General features: G+C 64.7%; 22 protein-coding genes. 14 read left to right on the top strand and 8 right to left on the bottom strand.

Annotation, left to right across the window (positions count from 1 at the left end):
* Positions 1-8: 8 nt before the first annotated feature.
* The 4 genes from B2246_RS28275 to B2246_RS28290 form a co-directional block, all read right to left on the bottom strand.
* Entirely contained in the window at positions 9-218 is a 210-nt protein-coding gene (locus tag B2246_RS28275) for a Trm112 family protein (RefSeq protein ID WP_286879626.1), read from the bottom strand.
* Entirely contained in the window at positions 199-1317 is a 1119-nt protein-coding gene (gene lpxK / locus B2246_RS28280; protein ID WP_186425991.1) for a tetraacyldisaccharide 4'-kinase, read from the bottom strand. Before lpxK ends, B2246_RS28275 begins: the two co-directional genes overlap by 20 nt.
* Positions 1318-1460: 143 nt before the next feature.
* On the bottom strand, positions 1461-1892 hold the full coding sequence (locus tag B2246_RS28285) for an ExbD/TolR family protein (protein ID WP_008644996.1): 432 nt from the start codon (positions 1890-1892) through the stop codon (positions 1461-1463).
* A 17-nt stretch (positions 1893-1909) separates the two neighbouring features.
* Entirely contained in the window at positions 1910-2530 is a 621-nt protein-coding gene (locus B2246_RS28290) for a MotA/TolQ/ExbB proton channel family protein (RefSeq protein ID WP_008644986.1), read from the bottom strand.
* 1018 nt (positions 2531-3548) lie between these two features.
* Here B2246_RS28290 and xseA point away from each other — a divergent pair.
* The 4 genes from xseA (at position 3549) to B2246_RS28310 (ending at position 8052) form a co-directional block, all read left to right on the top strand.
* The gene (gene xseA, locus B2246_RS28295) at positions 3549-4934 is read left to right on the top strand and encodes an exodeoxyribonuclease VII large subunit (protein WP_186425992.1); all 1386 of its coding nucleotides are present in this window, start codon (positions 3549-3551) and stop codon (positions 4932-4934) included.
* A 129-nt stretch (positions 4935-5063) separates the two neighbouring features.
* On the top strand, positions 5064-5642 hold the full coding sequence (sodB, locus tag B2246_RS28300) for a superoxide dismutase [Fe] (RefSeq protein ID WP_008640957.1): 579 nt from the start codon (positions 5064-5066) through the stop codon (positions 5640-5642).
* Positions 5643-5801: 159 nt separating this feature from the next.
* Positions 5802-6545: a TetR/AcrR family transcriptional regulator gene (locus B2246_RS28305; protein ID WP_286879629.1), complete on the top strand. Its 744-nt coding sequence runs from the start codon at positions 5802-5804 to the stop codon at positions 6543-6545.
* A gap of 172 nt (positions 6546-6717) precedes the next feature.
* A complete protein-coding gene (locus B2246_RS28310) occupies positions 6718-8052 on the top strand; it encodes an MFS transporter (RefSeq protein WP_008640955.1) in 1335 nt (444 codons plus the stop codon).
* 84 nt (positions 8053-8136) lie between these two features.
* Here B2246_RS28310 and B2246_RS28315 read toward each other — a convergent pair whose 3' ends face one another.
* Entirely contained in the window at positions 8137-9219 is a 1083-nt protein-coding gene (locus tag B2246_RS28315; protein WP_008640954.1) for a ferritin-like domain-containing protein, read from the bottom strand.
* Positions 9220-9391: 172 nt separating this feature from the next.
* Between B2246_RS28315 and B2246_RS28320 the strand changes: the two genes are divergently transcribed.
* From B2246_RS28320 to B2246_RS28330, 3 genes are read left to right on the top strand one after another with little or no spacing between them, the layout of a single operon-like run.
* Entirely contained in the window at positions 9392-10411 is a 1020-nt protein-coding gene (locus tag B2246_RS28320) for a ferredoxin--NADP reductase (RefSeq protein ID WP_008640953.1), read from the top strand.
* Positions 10408-11076, top strand: coding sequence for a TetR/AcrR family transcriptional regulator (locus tag B2246_RS28325; protein ID WP_008640951.1), 669 nt, complete (start codon positions 10408-10410; stop codon positions 11074-11076). The genes B2246_RS28320 and B2246_RS28325 overlap by 4 nt, the downstream gene beginning before the upstream one ends.
* A 32-nt stretch (positions 11077-11108) precedes the next feature.
* Positions 11109-12206, top strand: a complete 1098-nt coding sequence (locus B2246_RS28330) for a Zn-dependent alcohol dehydrogenase (RefSeq protein WP_008640950.1) — start codon at positions 11109-11111, stop codon at positions 12204-12206.
* A gap of 66 nt (positions 12207-12272) precedes the next feature.
* Here the strand turns inward: B2246_RS28330 and B2246_RS28335 are convergent, their stop codons facing one another.
* Together B2246_RS28335 and B2246_RS28340 are read right to left on the bottom strand one after the other, a co-directional pair.
* The gene (locus tag B2246_RS28335; protein ID WP_008640948.1) at positions 12273-13049 is read right to left on the bottom strand and encodes a 3-hydroxybutyrate dehydrogenase; all 777 of its coding nucleotides are present in this window, start codon (positions 13047-13049) and stop codon (positions 12273-12275) included.
* A gap of 9 nt (positions 13050-13058) precedes the next feature.
* Positions 13059-14450 (bottom strand): GntP family permease, encoded by a 1392-nt coding sequence (locus B2246_RS28340; protein WP_286879630.1) that lies wholly within the window; start codon positions 14448-14450, stop codon positions 13059-13061.
* A gap of 235 nt (positions 14451-14685) precedes the next feature.
* Between B2246_RS28340 and B2246_RS28345 the strand changes: the two genes are divergently transcribed.
* The 4 genes from B2246_RS28345 (at position 14686) to B2246_RS28360 (ending at position 20326) form a co-directional block, all read left to right on the top strand.
* The gene (locus B2246_RS28345) at positions 14686-16230 is read left to right on the top strand and encodes a sigma-54 interaction domain-containing protein (RefSeq protein WP_286879631.1); all 1545 of its coding nucleotides are present in this window, start codon (positions 14686-14688) and stop codon (positions 16228-16230) included.
* Between the two features lie 66 nt (positions 16231-16296).
* Positions 16297-17337 carry a transporter gene (locus B2246_RS28350; RefSeq protein ID WP_286879632.1) on the top strand — a complete coding sequence of 347 codons (1041 nt, stop codon included), beginning with the start codon at positions 16297-16299 and terminating at the stop codon, positions 17335-17337.
* 94 nt (positions 17338-17431) lie between these two features.
* A complete protein-coding gene (ppk2, locus tag B2246_RS28355) occupies positions 17432-18382 on the top strand; it encodes a polyphosphate kinase 2 (protein WP_186425994.1) in 951 nt (316 codons plus the stop codon).
* A 207-nt stretch (positions 18383-18589) separates the two neighbouring features.
* Positions 18590-20326: a M30 family zinc metallopeptidase gene (locus B2246_RS28360; protein ID WP_286879633.1), complete on the top strand. Its 1737-nt coding sequence runs from the start codon at positions 18590-18592 to the stop codon at positions 20324-20326.
* Between the two features lie 51 nt (positions 20327-20377).
* Here the strand turns inward: B2246_RS28360 and B2246_RS28365 are convergent, their stop codons facing one another.
* Positions 20378-21469, bottom strand: a complete 1092-nt coding sequence (locus B2246_RS28365) for a substrate-binding domain-containing protein (RefSeq protein WP_029308395.1) — start codon at positions 21467-21469, stop codon at positions 20378-20380.
* Positions 21470-21612: 143 nt separating this feature from the next.
* Between B2246_RS28365 and B2246_RS28370 the strand changes: the two genes are divergently transcribed.
* The 3 genes from B2246_RS28370 to fdhF all read left to right on the top strand — a co-directional run bounded on the left by B2246_RS28370 (position 21613) and on the right by fdhF (position 26637).
* A complete protein-coding gene (locus B2246_RS28370; RefSeq protein ID WP_286879634.1) occupies positions 21613-22122 on the top strand; it encodes a formate dehydrogenase subunit gamma in 510 nt (169 codons plus the stop codon).
* Positions 22119-23675 carry a formate dehydrogenase beta subunit gene (locus tag B2246_RS28375; RefSeq protein WP_286879635.1) on the top strand — a complete coding sequence of 519 codons (1557 nt, stop codon included), beginning with the start codon at positions 22119-22121 and terminating at the stop codon, positions 23673-23675. The genes B2246_RS28370 and B2246_RS28375 overlap by 4 nt, the downstream gene beginning before the upstream one ends.
* Positions 23676-23763: 88 nt before the next feature.
* Positions 23764-26637 carry a formate dehydrogenase subunit alpha gene (gene fdhF / locus B2246_RS28380; protein ID WP_286879636.1) on the top strand — a complete coding sequence of 958 codons (2874 nt, stop codon included), beginning with the start codon at positions 23764-23766 and terminating at the stop codon, positions 26635-26637.
* Positions 26638-26653 lie beyond the last annotated feature (16 nt).

Raw genomic sequence — 26653 nt, forward strand, 5'->3', positions numbered from 1 at the left:
TTGGCCCATCAATTGCCGGTCGGCGCCGAGGGTTCCACCGGTACCACACGGCCCGGCACGGTCTGGCGCGCTTCGTCCGCCAGCATGACCGGAATGCCGTCACGGATCGGGTAGGCCAGCTTGTCGGCGTGGCAGATCAGTTCCTGGGCGGCGCGATCGTATTCCAGTTTGCCCTTGCACAGCGGGCAAACGAGGATTTCAAGCAGCCGGTTGTCCATCTTGGTGTTCCTTGTCGAGACCGTCGGCCATCCCGGTGGCGGTGGATTGCCCCACGGTGACGGGTGTGGCGATGGCCGGGTTGCGCGCCTGCACGACGCGGCGGATTTTATCGATCAGGCCCGCGTCGATCACGGGCGTGGTGGGGACGACCCAGATACGCGGGTCGTCGAAGCGCTCGCATTTTACGGCATCCTTCTCGGTGATCAGGATCACGTCGGCTTCGAGCGCGGCAGGATTGTCCGCGAACGGGTCCTGCACGAAATCGTAATGGTCCGGCAGCGGCATCGTGGCGGGGGAGAGCCCCGCCTGACGCAGGCTGGCGAAGAAGCGTTCCGGGTGGCCGATGCCGGCTGCCGCCAGCACTCGCTTGTCCGCGAACTTGGACACGTCGCGCGACATCGTCGGATCGTTGAGCTGCCAGGCCTCGTCGAGCTCCAGGCGCATGCCGTAGACGTCGGGTTTGTCTGGCGTGGCGCGGAAATTCGGATCGTTGATCAGCGTGGCGTCGCGTGGCCGGGTCAGCGGTTCGCGTAGCGGGCCGGCCGGCAGCATCATGCCGTTGCCGCCCATGCGCGTGTCGAACATCACGATCTCGAAGTCCCGCTGGAGCTTGTAGTGCTGCAGGCCATCATCGAGCAGTAGTACGTTGACGCCGGGATGCGAGACGAGCATGGCCTGCGCGCACAGGGCGCGGTCCGGGAAGACCCACACCGGGACGTCCGCGGCGCGTGCGATCAGCAGCGGCTCGTCGCCGACGTCGGCAGCCTTCGAGGTCGGCTTGACGCGGCGCGGGTGGTTCAGCTTCACGCCGTAGCCACGCGAAACCACGCCCGGGCGCAGGCCGGCTTCCGTCAGCGCATGGGCCAGCGCGATCACGGCCGGGGTCTTGCCGGTGCCGCCCACGGTCACGTTGCCGACCACGATGACAGGCATCGGCAGACGGGTCGACTTGAACCATCCCTGCTGATAGCCGTACCGGCGAATGCGCGCGATCAGGCCAAACAGCAGCGACAGCGGCCACATCAGCCAGGCAAACCAGCTACGGCGCTGCCACTGGTCGGTGACGAAGTCGGCGAGGGTGTGTTGGGGAGCGGCCATGAAGATCGGGGACGGGAACGGGCGGCGCCACCGCTAGGGTGGCGCCGGGCGGATGCAGACAGAATGCAGACATTATGGGCATTGCCCGACGCTTGCCGCAAGCCTGCCGTTCGCCGCGCCGGGACTGCGGGGCGTCCAGCGTCTTATCGCTTCTGACTGCTCTGGGTGGCGAACGTCAGCCGCGACAGACCTGCAAGGCGCGCGGCCTCCATCACATTGATCACGGCCTGGTGCGTGGCCTGGGCATCGGCGTTGACGATGACCACTGGCGGTTGCCCGTTGCTGGCCGGACCGGCTGCGCTACGCAACTGGTCGGCGAGGCTGGTGACATCCGTCTGCTCCAGCACCTGCTTGTTGACGGAATAGACCCCGCGCGCCGAAACGGACACGACGATCTCGGTCGGGCGCTGCTGCGCCCGCTCGGCATCGGCCGTCGGCAACTGAATCTGAAGTTCGGTGAAGCGCGAATATGTGGTCGTGATCATCAGGAAGATGAGGATCACGAGCAACACGTCGATGAGCGGGATCAGGTTGATCTCCGGCTCCTCGCGTCGCTGACGGGAACGGAAATGCATGGCGCGCTCCCGCGGCGTTACACCCGCCGCTGGGGCAGGATGGCGTCGAGGAACGAGGTCGCGCGGAATTCCAGCTCGGCCACGTAGTCGTCCACGCGGCGGCGGAAATAGCGCCAGAAAATCAGCGCTGGGATGGCGACGATCAGGCCGAACGCGGTGTTGTAGAGCGCCACCGAGATCCCGTGCGCGAGTTGCTCCGGATTGGCACCGGTGCCGCCCTGGTTGCCGAAGATTTCGATCATGCCGATGACTGTGCCGAGCAGGCCCATCAGCGGGGCCACCGAGGCGATCGTGCCCAATGCGTTCAGGTAGCGCTCGAGTTCGTGCGCGACCACGCGGCCGGCTTCCTCGACCACGTCCTTGGCGGCGTCGCGCGACGTCTGCGGTTGCAGCACCACGTGGCGCAGGCCGGCGGCCAGCACGCGGCCAAGCGGCGAATTCTGCTCAAGGGTGTTCACGACCTCGGGCGTCGCCCTGCGCTGCTGGGCGGCGGAGAGCGCCTCCTCGTACAGCTTGGGCGGCAGAATCTTGCTGCGCTTCAGGGAAATGAACCGCTCGACGATCAGCGCCAGTGCGATGACCGACGCGAGCAGCAACGGCCAGATCGGCCAGCCGGCCGCTTGAATGATGGAAAACACGTGGACCCCCGAATTCTACAAACGAACGACAGACCCGAAATCAGAACGATTGATGCGTGGCAGCCTTTGATGCGCCGGGACGCGCCCCGCGCAGCGGCAATGCTCGAAAAATTGCAGGCGCCACTCTACCCCGCGACTTGGCGCGGGGCAAGCCGCGCAATTACGCGGTGTCTGCCGTGCGCATCGCCGCACGCCGGCAGCTTTCCACATTTGTGCTGGACAGGACTGTGGACCGATTGTGGAAAGCACGCGGAAAAGCACGCTAACCCATTGATCGCAAAGGAAGGCGCGTGGTCTGCCTGTTTTTTGGGCAGGCTTCGGCGCAACGGCTGCCGGCACCTGTTCCGACCGCTTCCGACCGCTTTGGATGGGCGTGGTGGCGACTTTCCACACATACGCGGGACAGGATTGTGGATCGGTTGTGGAAAGTTATCGGAAAAGCGTGCTAAGTCCTTGATCGACAAGGGGGAAGCGAAGTCTGCCTAAAAAACGTGCAGTTCGGGTGTGGCGCCGGTCCGGCAGTCAATCCGGTAAGCCCGTCACTTTCCACATCTGTTCAGGACAGTACTGTGGACGCATTGTGGATAAGCACGGGAGAAGCAACGTAAACCGTTGATTCGATTGGCCCTGTAACTGGCTGCCTAAAAAATGAGCATTTGCGGTGCCACAACCCCTCGTGACGTGGTGAGGACATTTCGCCGGACCGACATTGCTGCAGCTTGAGTCGCGATGCCATCGCCGCGATTATCCACAGCATTGACGCTTGACAAATCATTTATCCAAAGCTTCTGTGGATAACTTTGTGAACAAGCCAAGTGGCCTTTCGGTAAGTCGTTGACGCGTAAGGTTTTCTCTTACATTGCCTGTTTTTTGCGCCGTCCAAAAAATCATAAGAATCAAAGGCTTGCACCAGAACATGCGGATTGCGGCCAGGCGCGCGTGAAGGGGGAGGTGCCCCTTGACATTGCCGGTATGCTGTGGACATGTCCATCCCAGGCCGCGTGCGCGGTTGCGAACCATGCCAGACAACGAGAACTTTCCGCGCGCGATGCCGTCTCAGCCGCCCACGCGCACCCGTGATGTGATCCAGGTCAGTGAACTGAATCACGCCATCGCCGGAGTGCTCGAACGCAGCTTTCCACTCGCCTGGGTCCGGGGAGAGATCTCGAATTTCACGCGGGCGGCCAGCGGGCATTGGTATTTCTCGCTCAAGGACGCACGCGCGCAGATTCGTTGCGTGATGTTTCGCGGACGCAATCAGCATGTCGACTTCTCGCCACGCGAAGGGGAGGCTGTCGAGGTGCGCGCGCTGGTGTCGATGTATGAGGCGCGTGGCGAGCTGCAGCTCGGCGTCGAAGCCATGCGTCGTGCCGGGCTCGGGAATCTCTACGAGGCGTTCCTGCGGCTCAAGGAAAAACTGGCGCAGGCAGGTCTGTTCGATACTGAGCGGAAACGCCCCATTCCGGATCATCCGCGTGTGATCGGCGTGGTGACCTCGCTGCAGGCCGCCGCGATGCGCGACGTGCTGACCACGTTGCAGCGCCGCGCCCCGCATGTGCCGGTGATCGTCTATCCGGTGCCAGTCCAGGGGGCGGGCGCTGCGGAAAAAATCGCCGCGATGCTCGACGCAGCCAGCGCGAGGCGCGAGTGCGACGTGCTGATCCTCTGTCGGGGCGGCGGCAGTATCGAAGACCTCTGGTCGTTCAACGAAGAGGTGGTGGCCCATGCGATCGCGCGGTGTGCCGTGCCCGTGGTCTCCGGTGTCGGTCACGAAACCGATTTCACGATCGCCGATTTCGTGGCCGACGTGCGCGCGCCGACGCCTACCGGCGCGGCGGAACTGGTGAGCCCCGACCGCGCGCATCTGCTCCAGGCCACGCGCCGCGCACGCGATGCGCTGGCGCAGGCAATGGACCGGCAACTCGAGCGCCGCGCGCAGCATCTGGAATGGCTCGGACGCAGGTTGCGCAGCCCGCAGGCGCAGTTGCAGGAGCGTCGCGCCCAGGTCGACAATCTGGCCCGGCACATGCGCTCGGCACTGCGCGATACGGTGGCCGTACAGCGCCACCGCGTGGACGTGCTGGCGATGCGCTGGCGTGCCTGCAAGCCCGACATTAGCGCGGCGCAGGCTGAGTTGGGCCGCCTGGCGGCACGTATGGAAGCTGCCGCCGCGCGGCGGCATGAGCGCGAGACGGCACGCCTGGCGCGTGCGTCGGGTGCGCTGGAGCTGCTGGCGCCCCAACGCACGCTCGAGCGCGGCTATGCGGTGTTGCTTGACAATCGTGGCCGAGCCCTGCGGTCGCCGGTCGAGTTGCGTGCGGGCAGCATTGTGGAGGCCCATTTGGCGGACGGGGTTGCCGACATCGAAATCGCCGGTGTGCAGGCCAAGCTGGCAAGCTTCTGACAACTGCCCCCGGCCCTGTGCCGGGGAAACTAACATGAGGGCAGGGGGCTTTCCGGCGTCGTTTGCGCGGGTCTGGCAAGTCACCTACAATCGGCAGTTCTCCCCACCACAAACCGCAGAGACAGAACAATGGAACACAAGCTCCCTTCTCTCCCGTACGCGCATGATGCCCTCGCTCCGCATATCTCCAAGGAGACCCTGGAGTTCCATCATGACAAGCATCACCAGACCTACGTCACGAACCTGAACAACCTGATCAAGGGCACCGAGTTCGAGAGCGCATCGCTGGAAGAGATCGTCAAGAAGTCGTCGGGCGGCATCTTCAACAACGCTGCCCAAGTGTGGAACCACACGTTCTACTGGGAATCGATGAAGCCGAACGGCGGTGGCCAGCCGACCGGCGCCCTGGCTGACGCGATCAACGCCAAGTGGGGTTCGTTCGACAAGTTCAAGGAAGAATTCACGAAGGTGGCCGTGGGCACGTTCGGTTCGGGCTGGGCCTGGCTGGTCAAGAAGGCCGACGGCTCGCTGGACCTGGTGTCGACCTCCAACGCCGCCACCCCGCTGACCACCGACGCCAAGCCGCTGCTGACCTGCGACGTGTGGGAACACGCCTACTACATCGACTACCGCAATGCCCGTCCGAAGTACGTCGAGGCATTCTGGAACGTCGTGAGCTGGGACTTCGCGTCGAAGAACTTCGCCTGAGCGAATTCGGCAAGTCGAAGCTGAGTAATAAGGCCCTCCTTAGCGAGGGCCTTGTTTTTTTGGGGCGAGGGTGATGAAAAGAGGCCAGTTCATCGTGCTGAGTACAGGGTGAATTGCCGCATAATCCACACTGTTCCCGAACGGCCTTCACCCACTGTCATGCCCACGCCTACCAAGCCCTCGACCCGGTCCGTTACCGCATCCCGCGCCCGGTCGGCCAAGCGAGGCGCCGAAGAGGTGGTGCGTCCACCGTTGCAGTCGCGTAGCGAAAAGAGTCTGGAGAAGATGGTGGCGGCCTGCCGCGCGCTGGCCGAGGAGCGCGGCAATCTCGACGACATTTCGCTGAACGAGACCGTTGCCAGGGCGGGCACGTCGATTGGCGCGTTCTATGGGCGTTTCAAGGACAAAGAGGCCTTTCTCGGCTATGTGCTCGAAGTGGCGTTGCGCGAGGCGGAGGACGTCATGCAACGCTCGATCGACGAGGAGCCTGTCTGGCAGGCGGGCCCCGCGCAGGCGATCGTCGAGCGCATCATCAGCGGCTACGTCGGCCAGTTTCGGCTGAATCGTGGCTTGTTCAGGGGATTCCTGCGGCACTACTCGGCGCGTGACGCGCGCGACAACCCGATGCGGGATGCCAACCGGCGGATCTACGGGCTGGTCGTGCCGTCGCTCGCGGCGCAGTTGGGCGATCGGCCCCAGGACACAGCGGAATTCGAAGTCCGCGCCGCGCTGCAGTTCATGGTGGGCACGCTCGCCAACATCCTGCTCAACGATCCGGGGCCGCTGCATCTCGATGACGATGCTCTGGCGCCGCACCTGAATCGCATGATGGTCCGCTACCTCGGATTGCCTGAGGCAGTCGCGCCTGTGGCATCCGCGGCGCCTCGCCGCAGCAAGCGCTAGCCTCCGGTTATCGAGCGTCTCGCGTTAGGCGTTTCCCGAGCGAAACCCTATCAGTATTTGCCCTCTGCTGTCTGAACCGAAAAATAGCACTACCGTTCGTAATCCGGTCGGATGGCACATGCCTTCCGGCACGCCCCCGGTGCGCGCGCGAGCACGCAAGGAGACTACGAATATGGCAGAAGCGTTGACATCGTCACGAGGCAGTGTGTTGCCGCAAGAGGCTGAGGAAAGCGGCCCGGCCAATGTCTATCAGCCACGCAAGGCATGGACCATCGCCATCTGGCTGACTGCCTTCTCCGCCATCAACTTCCTCGACAAGGTCGTGCTGGGCATGCTGGCCGTGCCGATCATGGAGGATTTTCATCTGACGCCCACGAGCTTCGGCGTGATCGCCGGCAGCTTCTTCTGGCTGTTCTCGCTGTCGGCGGTCGTGGTCGGCTTCATCGGTAACCGGGTGGCCTCGCGATGGATCCTGCTGTGCATGGCGTTCATCTGGTCTGTGGTCCAGCTTCCGGTCGCCTTCGCGTCGAAGTCATGGGTGCTGCTGGCCTCGCGGGTAGCGCTGGGCGCGGGCGAGGGACCGAGCTTTCCGGTCTCGGCACATGCCCTGTTCAAGTGGTTCCCGCATGACAAGCGCAATCTGCCGGTGACGCTGATCAACCAGGGCGCGGTCATCGGGCTGCTGCTGGCGGGCCTGCTCGTGCCCTATGTCTCGCACAACTGGGGATGGCGCACCAACTTCATCATGCTGGCGATTGCGTCGGCGGTGTGGGGGTTGGGCTGGCTTTGTTTCGGCCGCGAGGGCACGCTGAGTTCGGCCGCCGCCGATGACGGGCCCGCGCGCGCTGATACCTTGCCGCGACGTGTGCCTTACCGCAAGCTGCTGACCGACCCCACGATTCTGTCGGCCTGTTTCGTCGGCTTCACGGCGTACTGGAGTCTTGCGCTGGTGCTGACCTGGATTCCTTCCTATCTGGAGCAGGCGCTCGGCTTCGATCGCATCAGCGCGGGCAAGGTGTTCGCCGTGCAGGTTGCCGCGGGTATCCCTATCAGCATGACGTTGAGCTGGCTCTCGCAGCGCATGTTGCAGCGTGGCGCATCCACGCGTGTGGCCCGCGTGCTGTTTGGCGCCGTTTGCGTCGGTGTGGGCGGGCTGGGCCTGCTGGTGCCTGCATTCGTGCCGATGCCGACGCCTTATCGGCTGGTATTGCTCACCGCTGCGGCCACGCTGCCGAACATGGTGTTCTCGTTCGGCCCGGCGATCCTGGCCGAGATTACGCCCGACGCACAACGCAGCGCCATCGTCGCGCTCAATGTCGCGATATCCACCTGTGCGGGCGCCATCGCGCCGATCACGATGGGATGGTTCGTGCAGGCGCATCCGGGCGACCTTGCCCATGGATACGAACTTGGTTTTGCACTGGGCGGCGCGGTGATGCTGACGGGATTCGTGATGAGCTGGCTGGGTCAGCATCCCGAGCGCTCGCTGCGACGGCTGCAAGGCTAACGAACAGAGGCCGGCTTGCCGGCGAATCTCTGGCACGAAAAAAAACCCGGCAAGTATTTGCCGGGTTTTTTCACTTGCGCGGATTCAGTGCGCGCTGTCGGTGGCCTGCTTGATGGTGTCCATCACATGGCGGCGCGCGTCGAATTCCTCGGCTACCTTGTGATCGTTGGCGAACTGGGCTTCGACGTCAACGTTGGCGAACTCGATCGCGCCCATGGCGGCAAACGCGTCCTGCACGCGCTGGCTCCACAGACCGATGTCCTTGACCGTCGGCACGATCCGGCTGAACAGGCGCTGGCGGAACAGTCGCATGGTTTCCGAATCGCGTACCGCCTGCGCGCATTCGTCCTCGGGCAGGCCCAGCCGGCCCCAGACTTCCTTCTGGTCGAAGCGCTCGCGCATCAACTGGCAGGCTTCGATCACGAAGTCCTCGCGTTCGCGTTGTTCGGCCTCCGTCAGTTGCGGATAGTAGCCGCGCAGCGCGGTGCGGCCGAAGGCGACATGGCGCGACTCGTCCTGCATCACGTAGGCATTGATCGAAGCAGCCAGCGGGTTCTTCGCGAAGTCGCGAATGCGCTGGAAGGCGGCGAGCGCCAGCCCTTCCACCAGCACCTGCATCCCGAGGTAGCAGAAGTCCCAGCGCGAATCGGTCAGCGTGGTTTCCAGCAGCGACTTCAGACCGGGCGTGATGGGATAGAGCAGGCCGACCTTCTCATGCAGCAGACGCGAATAGGCTTCGACGTGGCGGGCCTCGTCCATCGTCTGCGTGGCTGCGTAGAACTTGGCATCCATGCCAGGCACCATCTGCACGATGCGCGCGGAGACCATCAATGCGCCCTGTTCTCCATGCAGGAACTGCGACAGCGAATGCGCCTGCTGGTGGCGGCGTACCTCGATGCGGTCGTGGTGGCCCAGCTTGTCCCACAGCTTGGTGCCGTAGATCGGGATCATGCGGTCATCGAGTTCCTGCGGGTTCTCCGGGTCCAGCTCCTGGGACCAGTCGATCCGGTCGCTCGCGTTCCACTGCTGCTTCTTGCTCGTCTCGTAGAGCTGCAGCAGCTTGGACGACCCATTGTCGTATTCCCAGTTGAACTCTGTCGCTACCTGGCTGCCGACGGACCAGCCGGTCTGGTCCACAGGCAGGGTGTAACGGTGCATCGATGTCATGACGTCTCCTTTGGCTTGCCTTGGGGTTTGGCCGATCATCGTGACCTGCTGCGCCGGAGCCGGGAAGATCGGCCTTGTTCTTGCGGGGGCTTCCGACTATAAACAGAAGAATAATTCTGTTTCTGATTAATGCAAGGAGCCGATACAGGTTCCGCAGAACGAGGAGACGCGGATGCAGTTCCATCGCCTGACCGTTGCCGATGTGGTTGCGGAGACCGAAGACGCACGTTCGTTCGCGCTTGCGATACCCGAGCCGCTGCGCGGCGCGTTTCGATATCGTGCGGGGCAGCATTTGACCTTCCGGGTGGACGTCGGCGGGGAAACCCTGATGCGCAGCTACTCGCTGTCCAGTGCTCCGGAGTCCCTTGGGCTACCGGTAGTGACGGTAAAGCGGGTCGCGCGAGGCAGGGTGTCGAACTGGTTCCACGCGCACGTCGGCCCCGGCAGCGTGCTGGAAGTGAGCGCGCCCACCGGGCGCTTCGTGTGTGACGATGGCGCGGCGCCGCTGGTGTTCTGCGCGGCGGGTAGTGGCATCACGCCCGTCCTGTCGATGATTCGCTCCGCGCTAGCCACGACCACGCGCCACATCACGCTCTTCTATGCGAATCGTGATGCCGCGAGCGTCATCTTCGGGCAGGCCATTGCCAGGCTGGTGGCGGATCATCCGGAGCGGCTCGCGGTCCGGTGGCACTACGATGACGAACACGGCATCCCCGACGCGCAGACCCTCGGACAAATGCTGCGCCGCAATGCGGACTTCCACCTTTATCTTTGCGGTCCCGCGCCGTTCATGGCCATGATTCAGCAGGCCGCGGGCGAAGCCGGCGTGGCAGGTGGGCGTGTGCACCTGGAGCGTTTCGACGCCGCGCCCGTGGTCGCCAGCGCCGCGGTTACCGCCACGGCAGCGATGGCCTCATGCGATGCGCGCGTGACGATCAAGGGCGAACAGCATACGGTGCGGGTGGAGGGCGGCCAGTCGCTCCTGCAGGCCATGCTGGAGGCCGGGCTCGATGTGCCGTACGCGTGCGAGGAAGGCTACTGCGGATCGTGCGCGGCAAAATGCCTCGATGGCGAAGTCGCCCACGCGCACAACGACGTGTTCAGTCCCGACGAACTTGCCGCCGGCTGGATACTGGCGTGCCAGGCGCGTCCGCGTCACGATCGATCATTGATCATCACCTACGACGTATGAATCCGATCATTCCGATGCAGACCGTGGAAGGTTTGCGCACGCCGCGCCAGGAGCGCAGCGAGGCCTCCCTGCGGGCCATGCTTACGGCGGGGCGAGGGTTGATCAACGCATCCGGCAGCCTGACCGGCTTCTCGCTGGCCGAGCTGACCCAGGCGGCCTCCACGTCGGTTGGCGCGTTCTACACACGCTTTCGCGACAAGGAGACCTTTTGCGCGCTGGTGCTCGAGGATATGCTGACCGAACTCCGGGCCGGGCTCGATGCGCAGATGGCGCAAGACCCGGTCTGGCATGACGGACCGGCTGATGCCATCTGCGCACGCATCATCGCGTTCTACGTTGCCACCTTCCGCTCATATGCTGGTGTGTTCGCGGCCTACCTGCGACATGCCGCCAGCGGTGGACCGTTATGGGGGCCCATTCGCGATGCCAACCAGCGCATTCTCGATGTGATGGTGCCCTGCCTGTCCGGCCATCTGCGCGCGGAAGGGCGCGACTGGGCCGAGGACGAGATCCGGATGGCGATCCGGCTGGTGGTCAGTACCCTCACGAGCATCGCGCTGGAAGTGCCGCATGGCATCGGCATGGAGGACGCGGCGCTCGAGCCTCGCCTTGCCGCGATGCTGCAACGCTATCTGGCCGGGCCGCCGCACGTCCCGGCTCCGTGAAGCAAGTTGATTCAACCAAGGAGACACAGAAGATGAAAGCCGCAGTGATGGAAAAAGCAGGCGCGCCGCTCGTGATCCATGACGTTGCCATTGCCGAACCGGGTCCGCGCGAGGTGCGGGTGCGAACGGCGGCTGTGGGGTTGTGCCATAGCGATCTTCACATGATGCAGGGCACCTATCCGCTACCGCTGCCTGCCGTGCTTGGGCACGAGGTGTCGGGTGTGGTGGAGGCCGTTGGCTCGCAGGTATCCGGACTGAAGGCGGGCGATCATGTGGTGGGCTGCCTGTCGGTCTATTGCGGCCACTGCTCGGTATGCGCGGCGGGCCGCCAGGTGCTGTGCCAGAACCCGGAGGTGAAGCTTCCGCCGGGCAAGGCCAACCGTCTGCGCCTGGCGGGAAATCCGCTCAGCCAGGTATTCAATCTTTCCGGTTTCGCCGAAGAGATCCTCGTGCACGAGAACGCGCTGGTGAAGATTCGTGACGATATGCCGCTCGATCGCGCGGCGTTGCTCGGCTGCGCGGTCATTACTGGCACGGGTGCGGTTTTCCACAGCGCGAAGGTGCCGCCGGGCAGCACCGTGGTGGTGGTCGGTTGCGGCGGTGTCGGGCTGTCCGTGATCAACGGCGCGGCGATTGCCGGCGCGTCGCGTGTGATCGCCGTGGACATGCTGCCTGCCAAGCTGGAACTGGCTCGCAAGTTCGGGGCGACCGACGTCGTCAATGCGGGCGATGGAGACCCGGTAGCGCAGGTGATGCAACTGACCGGCGGCGGTGCCGAATTCGCCTTCGAATGCATCGGCCTGAAGCAGACCGCCGAGCAGTGCTACGCGATGCTGGCCCCCGGTGGCACGGCGACGGTGATCGGCCTGTTCCGTCCTGATGCGAGGATCGAACTGCCCGCACTCGACTTCCTGAAAGAGAAGCGCATCCAGGGCTCGTTCATGGGTTCGAACCGCCTGAGTCTGGATATCCCTCGACTGGTCGAGTTGTACATGCAGGGCAAGCTGCTGCTCGACGATCTGATTTCGCAGCGGATCTCGCTGGAGGACATCAATGAGGGGTTCATCGCGATGCAGTCGGGAAGTGTGGCGCGAAGCGTGATCACGTTCCCTGGCGTAGGCGGGCTGTAAGAGGCCGCCCATCTGCCGCGCGCCATGCCGGATGCGGCGTGGCGCGCGGTGTCCTAACTGCTACAGCTATTGCGCGGTCCAGCCGCCGTCCATGGCCCAGGCTGCGCCGCGCACCTGATCGCCGAACGGCGAACAGAGCATCAGCACCAGATTGCCCAACTGCTCCGGCGTGACGAACTGCCCCGAGGGTTGCTTGTCCGACAGCAGCCGTGCCTGAGCCGCTTCCAACGAAATGCCGTCTCGCTTCGCGATCGCATCGATTTGCGCCGCTACCAGCGGCGTCAGCACAAAGCCGGGACAGATCGCGTTGCAGGTGATGCCGGTACCGGCCGTTTCCAGCGCGGTGACCTTGGTCAGCCCGACGAGACCATGCTTGGCCGCCACGTAGGCGGACTTGCCGGCTGAGCCGACGAGCCCGTGCACCGACGCGATATTGACGATACGACCCCAGTTACGGGCTCGCATCGCGGGAACCACGTGCCGGGTTGTGTGGAAGCTCGACGTCAGGTTGATGGCAAGGATGTCGTCCCACTTCTGCGCGGGGAAGTCCTCTACCTGCGCCACATGCTGGATGCCGGCGTTGTTGACCAGCACGTCCACGGCGCCAAAGCGATCCCGTGCCATGGCGATCATCGCTTCGATCTCATCGGGCTTGCGCATGTCCGCCGGATGATGGGCCAATTGCGCGCCAGTCGCCGCAATTGTGGCGTGCGCCGCGTCGACATCGCCGAAGCCGTTCAGCACGATGTTCGCGCCAGCGCGGCCCAGCGCTTCGGCGATGCCCAGTCCGATGCCGCTGGTGGAGCCGGTGACCAGCGCGGTCTTGCCTTGCAGATTGACCATTGCCGCTCCTTAGACCAGACCGGTAGCGTAGAACACGAAGATGACGAAGAACACCGCCATCGTCTTGATCAGCGTGATTGCGAAGATGTCGCGATACGACTGGCGATGCGTCAGGCCGGTGACCGCCAGCAGCGTGATTACTGCGCCGTTATGCGGCAGCGTGTCCATGCCGCCGCTGGCCATCGACACCACGCGGTGCAGGACTTCCAGCGGAATCTGGGCGGCGTGCGCGCCCTGGATGAAGACGTCCGACATGGCGGCCAGCGCGATGCTCATGCCGCCCGATGCCGACCCCGTGATACCCGCCAGCGTGCTGACCGACACCGCCGCATTGACCAGCGGATTGGGAATGCTGCGCAGCCCATCGCTCACCACCAGGAAGCCCGGCAGCGCGGCGATCACGCCGCCGAAGCCGTATTCCGATGCGGTGTTCATCGAGGCCAGCAGCGCACCGGACACGGCGCTCCTGGTACCTTCGGCAAAGCGCGAGCGCACCGCGCCGAATGCCGTCACGAGCACCACTACGATGCCGAGCAGCAGCGCGGCTTCCACGGCCCAGATCGCGGTCACGCTGGCGATCTTGGTTTCCACCGGCTTGGCCAGACCGGGCAGCGACACGCTGTTGGCCTCGCCATACCAGAGCGGAATCATGCGCGTGAGCCAGAAGTTGGACACACCCACCACGATCAGCGGCAGGATGGCCAGCAGCGGCGGCGGCAGCTTGCCGCCTTCCACACGTTGCGGTTCGTTCAGCAGGTTGGTGCCGTAGCCCTCGCCATTGGCGGCGGCCACGCGACGGCGCCACTCCAGGTACGACAGGCCAACGATGATGATGAACAGCGAGCCCGCCACGCCCAGCACGGGCGCGGCCCACGAGGTGGTCTTGAAGAACGTGGTCGGGATGATGTTCTGTATCTGCGGCGTGCCCGGCAGCGAATCCATCGTGAACGAGAACGCGCCCAGTGCGATGGCGCCCGGCATCAGGCGCTTCGGGATATTGCTCTGGCGATAGAGCTCGGCGGCGAACGGGTAGACCGCGAACACCACCACGAACAGCGACACGCCGCCGTAGGTCAGCAGTGCGCAGACCGCCACGATCACGGCATTGGCGCGCGAGCGGCCGATATAGCGGATCGCCGCGGCGACGATCGACTCGGAGAAGCCCGAAAGCTCGATGACCTTGCCGAACACGGCACCCAGCATGAACACCGGGAAGTAGAGCTTCACGAAGCCGACCATCTTCTCCATGAAGATGCCGGAAAACACAGGCGCGACGGCCGACGGGTCGGTCAGCAGCACTGCGCCTAGCGCGGCGATCGGTGCGAACAGGATGACGCTGTAGCCGCGATAGGCGGCGAACATCAGGAACGCCAGGGCGGCGAGCACGATGACGAAAGACATGAGGTCTCCGAAGACTTGTTATTGGATACCCCCTGGATGTGGCGCAAGGGGCAACTTTTGGGGGCCGCTTGTTCAGCACGTTCCATGCCCACGCTATAAGTTATCTATACGGCATATTCATGACGGTTTGATGGAGAATGTCTCCCGATGGAGATGTCGGGTTCTCCCGGGAGACCTATAAGTCTCCAATATGAGACACTTCGCGTCTCCAAATCGAGAATCGAAAAACGAGAACATGCACAAGATCGCCGAACCGGGCGGCGCGCTGCTGCTCGACTACGACGATGTCGCGCGGCGGGCCATGGAGTCGCTTTTCCGCACCTTCGAGAATTTCAGCGAGGGGACTTTCGTCGTGGACGACCAGGCACGCGTGGTGTGGATCAACAAGCGCTACGCGGCGCGTTTTGGCTTCAGTAATCCGCAGGACGCGATCGGGCTTGATTGCGAGCAGGTGATCCCGCACAGCCTGATGCGCGAGGTCGTAACAACCGGCAAGCCGATCCTGCTGGACATCCTGGAGACAGGGCGCGAGCCGATGATCGTCACGCGGCTGCCGATCAAGGACGACGAGGGTCGGACCATCGGCGGTGTGGGCTTCGCATTGTTCGACGAACTCAAGGCCCTCACGCCGATCTATGCCCATTACGCGCGGGTGCAGGCCGAACTGGCTGCCGCGCGGCGATCGCTGGATCAGGCGCGCCGCGCCAAGTACACCTTCGCGAGCTTCGTCGGCACCAGCCGGGCGGCGCAGGAGGTCAAGCGTCAGGCGCGCCGGGCGGCCCAGGTGGAATCGCCAGTGCTGCTGCTCGGCGAGACCGGCACCGGTAAGGAGCTGCTGGCGCACGGCATTCACGCGGGTTCGGCGCGTGCCGAAAAGCCGCTCGTGACGGTCAATGTCTCGGCGATTCCCGACACGTTGCTCGAAGTGGAGTTCTTTGGCGCCGCGCCGGGCGCCTATACCGGCGTCGACCGCAAGGGCCGCGTTGGCAAGTTCGAGCTGGCCGATGGCGGCACGCTGTTTCTCGATGAAATCGGCGACATGCCGCTCGCGCTGCAGAGCAAGTTGCTGCGCGCGCTCCAGGATCGAGAATTCGAGCCACTTGGCTCCAACCGGATCGTGCGATCCGATGTGCGCATCATTGCCGCCACGTCCGCCGACCTGCCGGGGCTGGTGGCGGCGGGCAGGTTCCGCCCGGACCTCTATTACCGGCTCAACGTGCTGACCATCGAACTGCCGCCGCTGCGGGAGCGACTGGGCGATCTGGTGCCAATGGCCTACGCAATGATCGAGGAACTCTGCATCAAGGCGGCCCGGCAGCCGATGGGGCTGGGCGCGGACGCATTGAAGCTGCTCGGCGAGTACGACTGGCCGGGCAACGTGCGCGAACTGCGCAATGTGCTGGAGCGTGTGGTGATGCTGTGCGACGAGGATGCGATCGACGCCGCGACACTGGCGCCGCTGCTTGGGCTGGGGCGCGTGCCGTCCGCCGTCCATGCGGGCCCTCAATCGGCACCGGAATCCGCGCGCCGTCCGACGACAGTGATTCCGGAGACACCCGTGCCGCCGGAGGTGGCAGCAGACGTGGCCATCGCCCTCGTCCCCGGCGTTCAGACCGCGGCGCCCGCGCAATCCTATGCCGACGCCATGGCGCAGTTCGAAGCGGCCTTCCTGCATCAGGCGCTGGACGCCTGCGGAGGCCGTGTAGCCGAGGCCGCCGCCCGCATCGGGCTCAGCCGCGCGGCGTTCTACAAGAAGCTGGCGGCCGGAAAGGCCAGGTAGTTCCGGGGCGTCACGGCGCCATGCTAACGTCGCGCGTCACAGTTATTTCGATCCACGGGAGTCTTCATGCAATCGGGCATTGTCGAGTCGGGCTACGGGTCAGATCCGGTCGGTCTGGTCAGCGGTTTCTTGTTCGAACCGGGGCAGCCCTTGCGGGAGATCGACTCGACAGGCGCGGCGGCCTGGCTGCGTCAGCACGGTAATGCCGCGCCGACCACGGCACGGCACGACCAGCCGTTTCTCTGGCTTCACTTCAACCTGTCCCACAGCGCTTGCGAGCGCTGGATGAAAGGCCAGCTCGGCCTGCCAGAAGACTTCTTCGAAGCGCTGCGGCAGGGCTCGCATTCGACACGTATCGAGCGCCAGGACGATGCGCTGCTGGCCGTGGTCAACGATGTGATCTACAACTTCGGCGTGGTTTCCACCGACATTTCCACGCTGTGGGCCCATGCCGATCATCGGCTGCTGGTGACCGCCCGCGCACGGCCACTGCGTTCGGTGGACCGCCTGCGCGCCGCGGTGCGCAGGGGCGAGCCATTCCGCTCGCCGCTGGATCTGGTGGTGCACCTGCTGCGCGATCAGGCCGACGTGCTCGTGCAGATCGTGCGCGAGACCGGTATCAATGTCGACCAGATCGAGGACCAGTTGCTGTCCCAGCGGCTGCACTCGAACCGCGCGGACCTGGGCGCGATGCGTCGTGGTCTGGTGCGACTGCAGCGCCTGCTGGCGCCGGAGCCCGGCGCGTTGTTCCGCCTGCTGAACCGTCCGCCGGCGTGGCTGCTCGACGGTGACTTGCGCGAGCTGCGCGAGTCGACCGAAGAGTTCTCGCTGGTGCTGAACGACCTTGCCGCGCTGGTGGAGCGGATCAAGCTGCTGCAGGAAGAGATCGCCGCCAAGCTCAACGAACAGACCAACCGCACGCTGTTCACGCTGACGCTGGTCACCGTACTGGCGCTGCCGATCAACATCGTGGCTGGCTTCTTCGGCATGAACGTGGGCGGCATTCCGCTGGCGGATCATCCGCACGGCTTCTGGGTGCTTGTGGTACTGGTGGCCAGCTTCACGGTGCTGGCCGGGCGCTGGGCGTTCCGCAAGCAGGCCGAGTAGGCTGGCAGTCGATTCATGCAAGTGCCACACTGAAAGCGTACGATTTCCGGCGCACAGCCGTACGTCAGTCCGGCGTACGTGATGGAGGAAAGCCATGGATTACAACGACGAGGCGCTGATCCGCCGCATCCACCAGGAAGTGGCGGATTACTATGACGAAGAGCTCGAACTCGAACTCGAAGATCGTGACCCGGGACTGATCCAGCGTGTGCTGGATGGCGATATTGGTGGCCCGGGGGACAACAGCAACCTCAACGGCGACGATATCGAGCGCGCCGAACGCCATCGCTATTTCCGCGAACTGTTCCGCCTGCAGGGCGAACTGGTCAAGCTGCAGAGCTGGGTGGTGGAAACCGGCCACAAGGTCGTTATCCTCTTCGAGGGGCGCGATGCAGCGGGCAAGGGTGGTGTGATCAAGCGGATCACGCAACGCCTCAATCCGCGTGTCTGCCGCGTGGCCGCGCTGCCGGCGCCGAACGATCGCGAGCGCACGCAGTGGTACTTCCAGCGTTACGTGTCGCATCTGCCGGCTGCCGGCGAAATGGTGCTGTTCGACCGTAGCTGGTACAACCGCGCGGGCGTCGAGCGCGTCATGGGTTTCTGCACCGACGAGCAGTATGAGGAGTTCTTCCGCTCGGTGCCTGAGTTCGAACGCATGCTCGTGCGCTCTGGTATCCAGGTCATCAAGTACTGGTTCTCGATCACGGACGACGAGCAGCATCTGCGCTTCCTGAGCCGCATCCACGATCCGCTCAAGCAGTGGAAGCTGAGCCCGATGGATCTGGAGTCACGCCGTCGCTGGGAAGAGTACACGCGCGCCAAGGAAGTGATGCTCGAGCGCACGCACATCGACGAGGCGCCGTGGTGGGTGGTGCAGGCGGTCGACAAGAAGCGCGCGCGCCTGAACTGCATCCATCACTTGCTGCAGCAGATGCCCTACGTGGAGCCGCAACAGCAGAGCGTCCTGCTGCCCGAGCGGGAGCGTCATGCCGATTACGTGCGGCATCCCGTGCCGGGCAAGATGATCGTGCCGGAAATCTACTGACACCGGACGCCGCGGCCGGACCCCGGGCGCGGCGCTCCCGAGATGATCGATACCCTGCGTTAACGCAAATCTTGCGCTGCACCGGGGTGATTCGGGTCTCAAGCGCAGCCATGGGCGCGTCGATATCCAAGGGTGACCCCGGGGACGACGCGCAAGGGCGCGTCGGCATCACTGGGGACCGTCTACTTTTCCTCGGGAGTCCCCTTGATGCGTCAAAACCTGGCACGCGCGTCCGCGTGCGTACGACCCTTTCCGCGTGTTTCTGGCTGGACTGGGCTGGCAGCGATGAGTGTGCTGGCGCTGGCAGCCTGTGGCGGCGGTGGCGATGGTGGGTCTGGCCCCACCGCCACGCCCTCTGCCACCACGACCACCACTACCACTACCACCACGACGACGCCCCCCGCTACGCCTGCGCCGCTGCTGGTCACGGGCCTTGACCAGTCGTGCAGCGGCTGCGGCGCGGCCTCCGCCAGCAGCTATGCGGGTGCCGGTACCGGTATCTGGGGTCGCGCTCCGGGTAGCAGTGACATGGACGTCCAGTACGCCATCTCCGGCGTGGCCGGACGGTCGATCTCGCTGATGCTGACCAACCTGTCAAGCATGTTGGTCGCCATGCCGGCCTCGGTCTCGTCGAGTGTGGCGGCGGATATGCTGTCGCCCCAGGCATTGAGCGTGGTCTCGGACGCCGAAGCCACGCAGCGCGCCATCGGCGAGTACAACCGCGCGGGCTGGGTGGACACCCTCCAGAACGGGCCGGCGCCACGGCTGAGCACGATGGGCGTGTCCGCGCCGCTGTCCGCGACGGTCGGTCTGGCAGTGGGTGCGCAGAAGAGCTGGTATCACACCGACAAGACCACGCGTCCGGCCACGTTGCGCACGCAGGTGACGGCCCCGGGCAATGTGCGAGTCAACTTCTGGGTCGAGGACGCCGAGTTCACCGCGGGGAACATCACGCAGGCGATGGTCGACGGTCTGGCCGCTGCATTTGCGAACAGCGGTGGCATCTACGACAAGCTCGTCAATATCGGCGGCCCGGTCTGGGGACCAAACAGCTACGGCGGCACGATGTTGCCCGATGGCCAGCCGCTGGACATCGTCATTCTCAATTTCAACCGCGACGGTCAGCCGTTCGGTACGGTCGGCTACTTCTGGAGCATGCACAACTTCCTGAAGAGCAGCGCACAGAACAGCAACGAGGCGATCTCGCTTTACCTGGACAGCGAGACCCTGTCTCTCGGCGGTGCATCGGGCTTGCAATCGGTCAAGACGGTCATGGCGCACGAAGGCACGCACATGCAGAACTTCTATCGCCGTCAGGTCAGCATGGGGGCTGCGTATGCCTACGACACGTGGCTGGAGGAAATGACGGCGATGCAGATGGAGGACTTCCAGAGTCACGATATCGACCCGACGTACAACCCCATCCGCGATCTGCGCCTGCCGGACTTCTATCGCTATGGCGCCTATAACTGCAACGTGCTGCAGTTCACGGGATTTGGCGCGTCGTGCGAAAGCTATTCGGTGTCCGGCAGTCTTGGCGGCTTCCTCGATCGCCAGCTTGGCCTGGCGTTCTACAAGGATCTGCTGACGCGCGCCACGGCGGATTCGAAGACCGTGCTCGATCAGGCGATTCGCGCGGCACGACCGGGCTGGACGTTCGAGCAGGCCCTGCTGAACTGGAAGGTGACCACGACCGCCGCGCTGCCGGCAGCGTCGGCGCCCACCGGTTTTGGCTACCCGGGCCGGACGGATGGCACGTATGTGCTGCCACAGATCGATCCGTCGCTGCCGGCGTATGCGGCGCTGCGAAAACTGCCAGCCATCGCCCCGATCTTCCTGCAGGGCTACGGCACTTACGCGGCTGCGCGTAGCGACAGCAACGGCGTGTACAGCGACAAGGTGCGCGTGCCGGCGGGTGCGGCGCTGTCTGTCGTGGTGTATTGATTCGGGAGTTAGGCGCGTCAGGCGCGTGGATGGGATTTCCCCGCCACGCGTCTACGGCAGCATTCCCGGAAACGCTTCCTCGAATGACTGCACCAGTCCGGTCATCTCGCCATCGTAGCCGGGCAGCGCATTGACGCGCTCCCGGAAACTCCCGCTCTTCATCGCGTTCACCGCTCCCGTCAGCGCCGGGTTCTGCAGCGCCTTCGTCTCGATGGCGAAGAAGTAGCGCTCCTTGAGCACCGGCACGAACTCCAGCCCGAAGCGGCGCGCGGCCGTTTCCACGCCGAAGCCCACATCGGCCATGCCGCTGCCGATATACGCTGCCACCGCGGCGTGGGTGAACTCGCCGTTGTTGAAGCCTTCGATGCGGCTGCTGTCGATGCCGCGCCTTGCCAGCATCAGGTCCAGCAGCAACCGGGTGCCGGAGCCCATCTGGCGATTGACGAACCGCACGTCGGGGCGCACCAGGTCTTCCAGCGTCAACACATTGAGCGGGTTGCCCGGCCGCACGAACAACCCCTGCGCGCGCGTGGCCAGGTGAATCAGGCAGTGGGTTTGCGGATGCAGCAGGCGCGTGAACCGCCTTAGCGTCTCTTCCTCGAACTCGCCGATCGGCACATGGAAGCCGGCGATGTCGCAGGCGCCTTCGGCCAGCGCGGCGGCGGCTTCCAGGCTGCCGCAGTACTTCAGGTCATGCCGTACCTTCTGTTCATCGAGAAAATCGCGCAGCGCGGCCACCGCGAATCCGTGGCTGGCATGGATGCGCACGGCCGGGTCGGACTCGGCCATCAGCTTCTTGAGTTCGATTTCGAGTTCCGAGGCCAGGCTTTCCAGCGTGGGCGACAACCGCGCGGCAATGCGCTTGCTGGCCCAGACGAGTTGCTGCGCCAGCGGCGTCAGCACCGATCCGCGCCCGCGTGTCTTGGCGATCAGCGCGCCGCCGAACAGGGTTTCCGCATCGCGCAGGATTCCCCAGGCGTAGCGATATGACAACGACACCGCTTCCGCCGACTGGGCGATATTGCCGGTGGCCTCGATATGGCCGAGCAACGCCACGAGCCGCGAAACGTCGAGCGCTGGCGCCGGTGTCCGGGCCGTGTCGTCGCGAATCTGCAGATGGGGGTGGATCGAAATGCGGAGCATATGCGGAAAATAGCATATTGAACGGGGCAAACCACGATCCTATAGTCGCACAAAGCGGCAAAAAAGCCAGCTTCGGTGCCACCAAATATGTAAAAAAAAGCCGATATCGGTGGGCGCCGCAAAACGGTACGGAGACACAGTTCATGCCAGATACCATCCCCACCGGCGGTGACGCCGCGGGCGTTGCCGACGCCGTCGCACGCATCGTGGCCGCCCGGCGCGACATGCCAGGCGCGCTGCTGCCGATCCTGCACGACATCCAGGACAGCCAGGGTTTCATTCCGGCCGATGCGGTACCGGTCATCGCGCGCGCGCTCAACCTGTCGCGCGCAGAGGTCCATGGCGTGATCACGTTCTATCACCACTTCCGCGAGCGGCCGGCCGGCCGTACCGTGGTGCAGGTCTGCCGCGCCGAGGCTTGCCAGTCCGTCGGCGCCGATGCGCTTGCCGCCCATGCGCGCAAGGCCCTCGGGTGCGACTTCCACGAGACCACCGCAGATGGCCAGTTCACGCTTGAGCCGGTCTATTGCCTCGGCCAGTGCGCCTGCGGCCCGGCGATGACAATCGGCGATCGTTTGCATGGTCGCGTCGACACGCAGCGATTCGACAAGCTGATCGACGCAGCCCGCGAGCGCGAGGAGGCCCAGGCATGAGCACGACGATCTTCGTACCCCGCGACTCCACCGCATTGGCGCTGGGCGCAGATGAAGTGGCGCAGGCCATCGCGCGCGAGGCGGAAAAGCGCGGCGTGGATGTGCGCATCGTGCGCAACGGCTCGCGTGGGATGTTCTGGCTGGAACCGCTCGTCGAGGTGCAGACCGATGCGGGCCGGGTGGCGTATGGCCCGGTCACCGAGGACGATGTGTCCGCGCTGTTCGACGCGGGATTCCTCCACGGCGGCAGCCATGCGCTGGGCCACGGCGCGACTGACGAGATTCCGTTCCTGAAGAAGCAGGAGCGGCTGACGTTCATGCGCGTCGGCATTACCGACCCCTTGTCGCTTGACGACTACATCGCGCACGAGGGCTTCGTCGGGCTGACCCGCGCGCTGTCGATGGCGCCCGCGGAGATCGTGCAGGAGGTCGTCGATTCTGGCCTGCGCGGCCGTGGCGGCGCAGCGTTCCCGACCGGCATCAAATGGAAGACCGTGCTCGGCGCCAGGTCCGACGTCAAGTACGTGGTGTGCAATGCCGACGAGGGCGACTCGGGCACATTCTCCGACCGCATGGTGATGGAGGACGATCCGTTCATGCTGATCGAGGGCATGGTGATCGCGGGTCTGGCCGTCGGGGCAGAGCAGGGCTACATCTACACGCGATCCGAGTATCCGCACGCGATTGCCGCGACGGCGGCAGCGATCGAGATCGCCACGCGTGCCGGCTGGCTTGGCGACGACATTCGCGGCAGCGGCCGCCGCTTCCAGCTGGAAGTGCGCAAGGGCGCCGGCGCCTACGTCTGCGGCGAGGAAACCGCGCTGCTCGAAAGCCTGGAAGGCAAGCGCGGCGTGGTGCGCGCCAAGCCTCCTCTGCCGGCGCTGGAGGGGCTGTTCGGCAAGCCTACCGTTATCAACAACGTGATCTCCCTGGCCACCGTGCCGGTGATTCTCGCGCGCGGCGCGAAGTTCTATCAGGACTTCGGCATGGGCCGGTCGCGCGGCACGCTGCCGTTCCAGTTGGCCGGCAACATCCGTCAGGGTGGTCTGGTCGAAAAGGCGTTCGGCGTGACGCTGCGCGAGCTGATGCTCGACTATGGCGGCGGCACGCGCAGCGGACGTGCAATCCGCGCGGTGCAGGTGGGCGGGCCGCTCGGCGCCTACCTGCCCGACTCACGCTTCGATACACCGATCGACTACGAGGCGTACGCGGCGTTCGGCGCGGTAGTGGGGCACGGCGGCATCGTGGTGTTCGACGAGACCGTGGACATGGCGAAGATGGCGCGCTACGCAATGGAGTTCTGCGCGATCGAGTCGTGCGGCAAGTGCACGCCATGCCGGATCGGGTCCACGCGCGGCGTCGAGGTGATGGACCGCATCATCGCCGGGGACCAGTCCGTGAAGCACGTGGCGCTGGTGCGCGATCTTTGCGACACGATGGTCAATGGATCGCTTTGCGCGATGGGCAGCATGACGCCGTACCCGGTGCTGTCTGCACTAAACGAGTTTCCGGAGGACTTCGGCCTGTCGGGCAAGGCTGCGAAGGCAGCCTGAACGCGGCCTGAGCGCGGCAATCAAAAAAAGCACGACGCACTCCTCAGGAGCGCGCGACCTCACAGCAGTGAAAGACGGGAGACATCCCTTGAACGCTCGAGACGATTTCGACTACGGTACCCCGGCCAGCGACGCCGAAACGCAGGTTACGCTGGAAATCGACGGGGTATCCGTCACCGTGCCAGCTGGCACATCCGTGATGCGCGCCGCCGCCGAGGCGGGCGTGGGCGTGCCGAAACTCTGCGCCACCGATTCGCTGAAGGCATTCGGATCGTGCCGCCTCTGCCTGGTGGAGATCGAAGGCCGGCGCGGCTATCCGGCTTCGTGCACCACGCCCGTTGAAGCAGGAATGAAGGTGCGCACGCAAAGCGAGAAGCTCGGCGATCTGCGCCGGGGCGTGATGGAACTCTATATCTCCGATCACCCGCTCGACTGCCTGACCTGCCCGACCAACGGCAACTGCGAGTTGCAGGACATGGCCGGTGTGGTGGGCCTGCGTGAAGTGCGATACAACGATGGCGCCGGCACTGCCCCGCCGATCGCCACGCACACGCATCTGGCCAAGGACGAATCGAATCCGTACTTCACGTATGACCCGTCCAAGTGCATCGTCTGCAATCGCTGCGTGCGTGCCTGCGAGGAGACGCAAGGTACGTTCGCGCTGACGATCAGCGGCCGGGGCTTTGATTCGCGTGTGGCGGCCGGCACCAGCCAGCCGTTCATGGAATCGGACTGCGTGTCGTGTGGTGCCTGCGTCCAGGCGTGCCCCACCGCCACGCTGACGGAAACGTCGGTGATCCAGCTGGGCCAGGCGTCCCACAGCAAGATCACCACGTGCGCGTACTGCGGCGTGGGCTGCTCGTTCAAGGCCGAGATGAAGGGCAACGAGGTCGTGCGGATGGTGCCTTACAAGGACGGCGCCGCCAACGAGGGCCATGCCTGCGTGAAGGGCCGTTTCGCGTGGGGCTATGCCACGCACAAGGACCGCATCCTGAAGCCGATGATTCGCGCCAGGATTACCGACCCGTGGAGGGAAGTGTCGTGGGAAGAGGCGATCGGATACGCGGCCTCGCAGTTCCGGCGCATCCAGGCGGAGCACGGCAAGGATTCGATCGGCGGCATCGTTTCGTCGCGCTGCACCAACGAGGAAGGCTATCTGGTGCAGAAGCTCGTGCGAGCCGCGTTCGGCAACAACAACGTCGACACCTGCGCGCGTGTCTGCCATTCGCCCACTGGCTACGGCCTGAAGACGACCATCGGCGAATCCGCTGGCACGCAGACGTTCCGCTCGGTGGCCAAGGCCGACGTGATCATGGTTATCGGCGCTAATCCGACCGATGGGCACCCGGTGTTCGCCTCGCGCATGAAGCGTCGCCTGCGCGCCGGGGCCAGGCTGATCGTGGTGGACCCGCGCCGCATCGACCTGGTGGAATCGCCGCATATCCGCGCCGACTATCACCTGCAATTGCGCCCGGGTACCAATGTGGCGGTGGTGACGTCGATCGCGCACGTGATCGTCACCGAGGGGCTGCTGGCCGAGCAATTCATCGCCGAGCGTTGCGAGGACCGCGCGTTCCAGCAATGGCGCGATTTCGTCGCATTGCCCGAGAACTCGCCTGAGGCACTCGAAGCGGAGACCGGCGTGCCGGCAGAACAACTGCGCGGCGCGGCCCGCCTCTACGCCACCGGCGGCAACGCCGCGATCTATTACGGCCTGGGTGTGACAGAACATGCGCAGGGCTCGACCACGGTGATGGGCATCGCCAATCTGGCCATGGCCACCGGCAACATCGGTCGCGAAGGCGTGGGCGTCAATCCGCTGCGCGGCCAGAACAACGTGCAGGGGTCGTGCGATATCGGCTCGTTCCCGCATGAACTGCCGGGCTATCGTCATGTGTCGGACTCGACGGTGCGCGGCAGCTTCGAGGCCGCGTGGAATGTCGAGATCAACCCCGAGCCCGGTCTGCGTATTCCGAACATGTTCGAAGCGGCAATCACCGGATCGTTCCGGGGTCTGTACTGCCAGGGCGAGGACATTGTCCAGTCCGACCCGAATACGCAGCACGTGGCCGAAGCGCTGTCGTCGATGGAGTGCATCGTCGTGCAGGATATCTTCCTGAACGAAACCGCCAAGTACGCGCACGTGTTCCTGCCGGGTTCGTCGTTCCTGGAGAAGGACGGTACGTTCACCAACGCGGAGCGCCGGATCTCGCGCGTGCGCAAGGTGATGCCGCCGAAGGCCGGTTACTCGGACTGGGAGGCAACGATCCTGCTGTCGAACGCGCTCGGCTATCCGATGCACTACAACCATCCGTCCGAGATCATGGACGAGATTGCGCGCCTCACGCCCACGTTCGCGGGTGTCAGCTACAAGAAGCTCGAGGAACTTGGCAGTATCCAGTGGCCGTGCAATGCCGAGGCCCCGGAGGGCACGCCGACCATGCACGTGGACACCTTCGTGCGCGGCAAGGGCAAGTTCATCATCACGAAGTACGTGCCGACCAGCGAGAAGGTCAACCGGAAGTACCCGCTGATCCTGACTACGGGCCGCATCCTGTCCCAATACAACGTTGGCGCACAGACACGGCGCACGCACAACGTGCATTGGCACGATGAGGACCGGCTCGAGATCCATCCGCACGATGCGGAGGAACGTGGGATCAAGGATGGCGACTGGGTCGGGATTCAGAGCCGTGCCGGGGAAACGGTGCTGCGAGCGATCGTCAGCGAGCGCATGCAGCCCGGCGTGGTCTACACGACGTTCCACTTCCCCGAGTCCGGCGCCAACGTGATCACGACCGACAACTCGGACTGGGCCACCAATTGCCCGGAGTACAAGGTGACGGCCGTGCAGGTGATGCCGGTGGCGCAGCCCTCCACGTGGCAGCGCAACTACCATGCCTTCAACGAGGAACAGCTGGCACACCTGCGCGCGGCCGGCGAGCCCGCACCGACGCGATGAACCAGGGAGCACGGCG

This window comes from Cupriavidus sp. UBA2010, assembly GCF_002335265.1.
Classification (GTDB): Bacteria; Pseudomonadota; Gammaproteobacteria; order Burkholderiales; family Burkholderiaceae; genus Cupriavidus; species Cupriavidus metallidurans.